At 73.2% G+C, this 5,243-nt stretch carries 9 protein-coding genes; 7 read left to right on the top strand and 2 right to left on the bottom strand.

Annotated features, from left to right (window positions below; translation table 11 throughout):
* The first annotated feature begins 224 nt into the window (after window positions 1-224).
* Window positions 225-557 (top strand): hypothetical protein, encoded by a 333-nt coding sequence (locus tag AOK16_RS13645; RefSeq protein ID WP_055472536.1) that lies wholly within the window; start codon window positions 225-227, stop codon window positions 555-557.
* 223 nt (window positions 558-780) lie between these two features.
* A complete protein-coding gene (locus tag AOK16_RS13640) occupies window positions 781-1,575 on the top strand; it encodes a class I SAM-dependent methyltransferase (protein WP_055472539.1) in 795 nt (264 codons plus the stop codon).
* A gap of 161 nt (window positions 1,576-1,736) precedes the next feature.
* Here AOK16_RS13640 and AOK16_RS13635 read toward each other — a convergent pair whose 3' ends face one another.
* On the bottom strand, window positions 1,737-2,087 hold the full coding sequence (locus AOK16_RS13635) for a VOC family protein (protein WP_055472535.1): 351 nt from the start codon (window positions 2,085-2,087) through the stop codon (window positions 1,737-1,739).
* 217 nt (window positions 2,088-2,304) lie between these two features.
* Complete coding sequence (locus tag AOK16_RS13630; RefSeq protein ID WP_055472534.1) at window positions 2,305-2,688, bottom strand: DUF2795 domain-containing protein; 384 nt, start codon at window positions 2,686-2,688, stop codon at window positions 2,305-2,307.
* A 175-nt stretch (window positions 2,689-2,863) separates the two neighbouring features.
* Between AOK16_RS13630 and AOK16_RS13625 the strand changes: the two genes are divergently transcribed.
* From AOK16_RS13625 to AOK16_RS13610, 5 genes are all read left to right on the top strand, one after another.
* Window positions 2,864-3,109, top strand: a complete 246-nt coding sequence (locus tag AOK16_RS13625; protein ID WP_055472533.1) for a DUF6158 family protein — start codon at window positions 2,864-2,866, stop codon at window positions 3,107-3,109.
* Between the two features lie 374 nt (window positions 3,110-3,483).
* Entirely contained in the window at window positions 3,484-3,657 is a 174-nt protein-coding gene (locus tag AOK16_RS27175; protein WP_157859206.1) for a hypothetical protein, read from the top strand.
* A gap of 92 nt (window positions 3,658-3,749) precedes the next feature.
* Window positions 3,750-4,166 carry a phage holin family protein gene (locus AOK16_RS13620; RefSeq protein WP_055472538.1) on the top strand — a complete coding sequence of 139 codons (417 nt, stop codon included), beginning with the start codon at window positions 3,750-3,752 and terminating at the stop codon, window positions 4,164-4,166.
* 49 nt (window positions 4,167-4,215) lie between these two features.
* Complete coding sequence (locus AOK16_RS13615; RefSeq protein ID WP_055472532.1) at window positions 4,216-4,743, top strand: DUF3618 domain-containing protein; 528 nt, start codon at window positions 4,216-4,218, stop codon at window positions 4,741-4,743.
* A 3-nt stretch (window positions 4,744-4,746) separates the two neighbouring features.
* Complete coding sequence (locus tag AOK16_RS13610) at window positions 4,747-5,007, top strand: DUF4235 domain-containing protein (RefSeq protein WP_079101347.1); 261 nt, start codon at window positions 4,747-4,749, stop codon at window positions 5,005-5,007.
* Window positions 5,008-5,243: the final 236 nt, after the last annotated feature.

Raw genomic sequence — 5,243 nt, 5'->3', positions numbered from 1 at the left:
ACTACCACCTGGGCGTGGCCCAGTGGCACGCCGGCGACCGGGCCCAGGCGACCCGCAGTTGGGAACGCTCGCTGCGGGCGGCGGAGAGCCCGTGGGCGCTGCGGTGCCTGGGCGTGGCGGCCGGGGAGTCGGGGGACGGCTAGCGGGCGGCGGATCTGCTGTTGCGGGGGGTGGGGGTCGTGAGCGCGGGGGGGGGGGGAAGTGCGGGAGGTGCGCCGGAGCGCGTGCTCGCCGCGTTCGCGCGTGAGGCGGTCGACGCGCTGCTCGCGCGGGGGCGCGTGGCCGACGCGCGGGGCGTCCTGGCCGAACTCCCCGAGCGCGTACGGGCGCGGGGCCGGTTCCGGCTCCTGGAAGCGCAGGTGTCGCTCGCGGCGGGGGACGCGGCGGGCGCCCGGGCGCTGCTGGACTTGGGCATCGAGGTCGCGGACCTCCGCGAGGGGGACGAGGTGCTGTCGGACCTCTGGAGCGCGGTCGCGGCCCGCCTCGCCCCGGAGTCGGGCGCCGCCGACCCCCTCCCGGACCACTACGACTTCCGCATGCGGCCGGTGCGGGACTGACGGGCCGTCGACTGGACCCCTCGGCGTGGTCCGGGGCGGGACTAGTGGCCTGGGGGTGAGGGGCCGGGATGAGGGCCGGGGCGAGGGATGCCGATTCATCGGTCGGTGCCGGCGGTGACGTGCTCGAACAGCCCCGCTCGGATATGGGTGCGCATCTGGAGAGGAGTGCGCATCCCCTTGGCCCACGCCTCGTTCACCTCGTCGATGTCGATACGTTGGCGTGGTGAGTGAAGACACCTGGGCCGGTCTGGCCGACCAGTTCGCCGATGGGGCTTATGCCTCGGCGAAGGGGCGCGTGCGCACCTATGTGATCCACCAGCAGCTGCTCGAGCATGTGCCGGCGCCTCCGGCGTCTGTGCTCGACGTCGGCGGCGGCGCGGGCCATCAATCGTTTCCGCTGGCGCAAGCCGGTTACGACGTGACGTTGCTCGACCCGTCGCAGGCCATGCTGGACAAGGCCGAACAGCGACTCCAGCGGCTGCCCGATGAGGTTCGGCGGCGGGTGACGCTCTTGCGGGGCGACGGTGAGAACGCCCACGAGGCAGTGCGGGGCCGACGCTTCGACGCCGTGCTGTGCCATGGCGTGCTCGGGTACCTCGAGCACCCGGAGCCGATGGTCGACCAACTGTGCCGGTGCGCTGCAGCCGGTGGCCTGATCTCGGTCATGACGGGCAACGCCGAGGCGATGGCGGTACGCCCTGCCCTGGAACGGCGCTGGGACGACGCTCTGGCGTCGTTCGACGCCAGGGGCGAGATCGGGGTGCTGGGGCTGCCGACTCGAGCCGACACCGTGGAGGAACTCAGTGAGCTCATGCGGAGCCGGGGTGTGGAGCCACTGCGCTGGTACGGGGTGTGGCTCTTCGTCGACTGGCTCGATTTGAGCGGAGCCGAGGTGGACCCCGGCGACTCGCAGCAGATAGCGGCGGCGGCCGCGGTCGAACTCGAAGCGGGCCGACGGGACCCGTACCGCCGACTCAGCCGGATCTTCCACCTCGTGGGACGCAAAGGCCCCAGCTGATGCCCCCGGGTCGGGCCGCGTGCCACGCGCCGGGCGCGGGCGCTGGCTCGCCGCGCTGTGGGCAGGCGTGCCGCAGGGCGGAACGCCTGCCCACAGTCCGGCGGATCCGGGGCCACAGTCCGGCGGATCCGGGGCCCGCAACCCGGCGCGTCGCACGGCGACTACGCGCCCTGGCGGTCCACGTATTCGAAGATCGAGCCGTCGGGGTGGCGCGCCAGGAGGTTGCGGCCCACCGGGGACGGGAGCGGCCCGGCCAGGATGTCGGCGCCTACTTCGGTCAGCGCCGCATGCGCCTCGTCCACATCCTTCACGGCAATCGTCGCTGCCACCTTCCGCAGCACCTCCAGCTGACTCTCCGGCCCGCTCATCAGAAGGAACGCCCCCACTGCGGCGACGGAGACGCCCCCGCGCTCGAAGCGCATCGCTTGACTCCCCGTCAGGCGCTCGTAGACGGCGACGGCGGACTCGAGATCGTCGACGCACACCCGCAGTGAAGTTCCCATAATCTCCATACGGACGAGCGTAGTTGGCCGCGTTGGACGCAGTGATCGTTTCGCGACAGGAGGATCCTCGCCGCGGTGGTCATGCCGGTGGAGCCCGCCTCCCGCACGCAGGAGAGCAGGCCGCGCTCGGTCGCGAGGCGGAGCGGCGGTCAGCGGGCGCCCGGTCGCGGGCGACGGGCCGGTGTGCCGGGGCGGGAGGCGCGGTCGCCGCGGGAGGCCGCAGGGCCTACGCGATCGTCGTGCGGCCCAGGGCCGTCACGATCTCCTGCACCGTTCCGAACGTGTCGTGCGGCGGCAGCTCGCCCACGATCTCGACGAGCCGGTCCGGGGCGTTCCGCTCCCGCAGGGTGTGCACCAGCTCCCGCCGCTTGGCGGGGAACGGCGTACGGGCGAGGTGGCGGGCGAGTTCGTAGCGGAGCGCTTCGGCGTCGCCGACGGAGCCCCGTACGGGGACCGGTCCTGCGGCGACGTCGGGGTCGTCGTCGGCGGCGGGCTCGGGGTCGTGCCACTCCTCGGCCCGGGTGGGGTGCCCGGAGCGCAGCAGACCCTGCAGTTCGTGCTTCATCTCGTCGTCCCGGTGCACGTTGAGCCGGTTGCTCCCTCGCTCCATGGCGCTCCTCGCTCCTTGCCTCATACGACCCGTGCGCCCCGCTGTACGTACCGGTACGAGCGGGGGCGCGCGGATCTGTGCCGGTGCTGAAACCGGGTACCCGGGGATCGGACAGCAACACGGCTGCGCTGCGTGGCCGAACCGGTCCGCGCAGGTGACGGAAGGGAGTGGCCCCATGGCCGAGGCCGGGCGGAAAGGCGGCGGCGTGGATCCGGCCGCGCTCGACGACCCCCACCTGATCAAGGAGCTGGAGAACATCCACCGCACCCGCCACGAGACCCTGCTGTACGGGTCGCCGGACGCGCTCGCGGCGCACACCTCCAGGATGGCGGCCCTGGAGAACGAGTACCTGCGCCGTCACCCGGACCGCCAGGTCGCGGCGGGCCGCACCCGGGCGGGGGCCCGGGCACGCGAGTGCTAGTCCGAGCCGGAACGGCGGGCGGCGTTCACGGATCGGTCGGCGTTCACGGATCGGTCGGTGCTGGGGGAGCGGGTGGTGTCGGGGATCGTGCGGTGTTGGGGATCGCGCGGTGTTTGGGCATCCGGAAAACGGGGGACTCGCACGGCGGCCGAGCGGCCGTGAGTTGGGGAGAACGGCTTCGGGCCCGGGACTTCAGGGGTTCCGGGCCCGAGCCGTGTCCGGGACACCGGCGACCACGCCCGGGACACCGGCGACCACATCGGCCACAGCGGCGGCATTTCGGACGTTTGGTCCCTTCGGGTGGGGTCACTCGGGCCTGAGTCCACGGCGTTCCGCCAGAGCGCACGGGGGCGCCCAGGGAAGGGACGGTCGCCATGGCGCTGTTGCTCGCCCTACTCATGCCGGTCTGGATGCTCGGTGTCGTGCTCGCACTGGGCCGGTACGAAGACTTCATCCTCACGCCGCCGCGAGGCCCGCACGGCAGTACGGCCCGGCGGCTGGGCTCAGCCCGCACCTTCACTTCCGAAGAGGGAGGCGAGGACGCGTGACCTACACATCGGAGCGGACCACGCCCCGTACGGACACCACGACCCGTACGCCCGCTGCGCCGCCGACCGGGCAGCGCGCAGGCGGGCGGCGCGTGAACGGGGGCAGCCCGGACGGCAAGCCGGTGGGGGAACTCGTCAAGCAGGCCTCCGAGCAGCTGTCCGAGCTCGTACGCAGCGAACTCAAGCTCGCCCAGGCCGAGATGACGGCCAAGGGGAAGCGGGCCGGACTCGGCGGCGGGCTGTTCGGCGGGGCGGGGCTGCTGGCCCTGCTCGGCCTCATGACCCTGGTGGCCGCGGCCGTCGCGGCGGTCGCGCTGGTGCTGCCGGTGTGGGCCGCGGCGCTGGTCGTGACCGGTGCGCTCTTCCTCCTGGCGGCCCTGTTCGGGCTGCTGGGCCGCGCCCAGACCCGCAAGGTGACGCCGCTGAAACCGGAGCAGGCCCTCAGCGGGGTACGGGCCGACGTGGAATCGATCAAGGAACATGCGCACCCGGCGGGCCGGCACGGTTGAGGACAGCACGGTTTGAGGACAGGCAGTCGAGGACGGTTGAGGAGCGGCCATGAGCAGGAGTCCGGGTCCTGAGGAACTACGCGCCCAGGTCGCCGAGGCCCGCGAGAAGCTGGGCGAGACGGTCGAGGAGCTGGCGGCCAAGGCGGATGTGAAGACCAGGGCGCAGGAGAAGGCCACCGCCGCCCGCGACCGCGCCCGGCAGCGCGCGGCGGGGGCGCGCGACCGTGCGCAGCACAAGGCGGCCGACGCGCGGGACCGGGCCCAGCACAAGGCGACGGACGCCCGTGACCGGGCCCAGCACAAGGTCGCCGGAGCCAGGGACCGGGCCACCGAGACCCGGCACCACGCGCGGGACACCGCCTCCCACGCCGCCCAGCGCGTGCAGGACCGGGTGCACGACAAGACTCCGGAGCCGTTCTGGAACGCCGCCTCGCGTGCCGCGGAGTCCGGCCGCCGCCATCCCGCGCCGCTGGCCGCCGCCGTCGGCGGGCTGCTGGCGTTCGCGGCGGTGCTGGCCGCACGCGGTGGCCGGCGTAACCGTGCGCGCGCCACGCGGGCGTGCTGGAAGAGGAGTTGAACCGTGGGCAAGTTCTTCTACAAGTTGCTGGCTTTCCTGGCCCCGCTCCTCGGCGGGATGGTGGCGAGCGCGATCTTCAAACGGATCTGGAAGTTCCTCCCGGGCCAGGAGCAGGCCCCCGCCCCCACGGACGAGGAGCGCTCCCTCCGCGAGGTCCTGCCCGCGGCCGCCCTCCAGGGCGCGATCACCGCGGGCGTCCGCGCCTCCGTCAAACGCGGCAACGCGGCCGGCTTCCGCCGCGTCACAGGCACCTGGCCGGCCTGACGGCCTGCGGCCCGCACCACTGAACTTCCTGTCCGATGGCCCGCGGGCCGCACTGTAGGAACGGCCCTTTGCGGCTTTGCGTCCGGACGAACAGCTTGCTTACGGCCGGTTCGGCACCCGTCGGGCCGGCCGTACCCATTGCTCGCCGTCGCGGCGGGAAAGAGATTCGCCTTGGCCGGTGTCCTCCGGCCGGAGCTGGCTCGTAGCCCAGGCCTTGGCCGGAGCTGGCTCGTAGC

It is taken from the genome of Streptomyces pathocidini, from assembly GCF_001418495.1.
In the GTDB taxonomy this organism is placed as follows: Bacteria; Actinomycetota; Actinomycetes; order Streptomycetales; family Streptomycetaceae; genus Streptomyces; species Streptomyces pathocidini.
Note: the sequence above shows the minus strand (reverse complement) of the source record. Positions and strands in the feature narration are given on the sequence as shown.

Coding starts and splice junctions, on each gene's coding strand:
- AOK16_RS27175 (WP_157859206.1), top strand. CDS start 3,484: ATGGCGCTGTTGCTCGCCCTACTCATGCCGGTCTGGATGCTCGGTGTC.
- AOK16_RS13635 (WP_055472535.1), bottom strand. CDS start 2,087: ATGGAGATTATGGGAACTTCACTGCGGGTGTGCGTCGACGATCTCGAG.
- AOK16_RS13615 (WP_055472532.1), top strand. CDS start 4,216: ATGAGCAGGAGTCCGGGTCCTGAGGAACTACGCGCCCAGGTCGCCGAG.
- AOK16_RS13625 (WP_055472533.1), top strand. CDS start 2,864: ATGGCCGAGGCCGGGCGGAAAGGCGGCGGCGTGGATCCGGCCGCGCTC.
- AOK16_RS13630 (WP_055472534.1), bottom strand. CDS start 2,688: ATGGAGCGAGGGAGCAACCGGCTCAACGTGCACCGGGACGACGAGATG.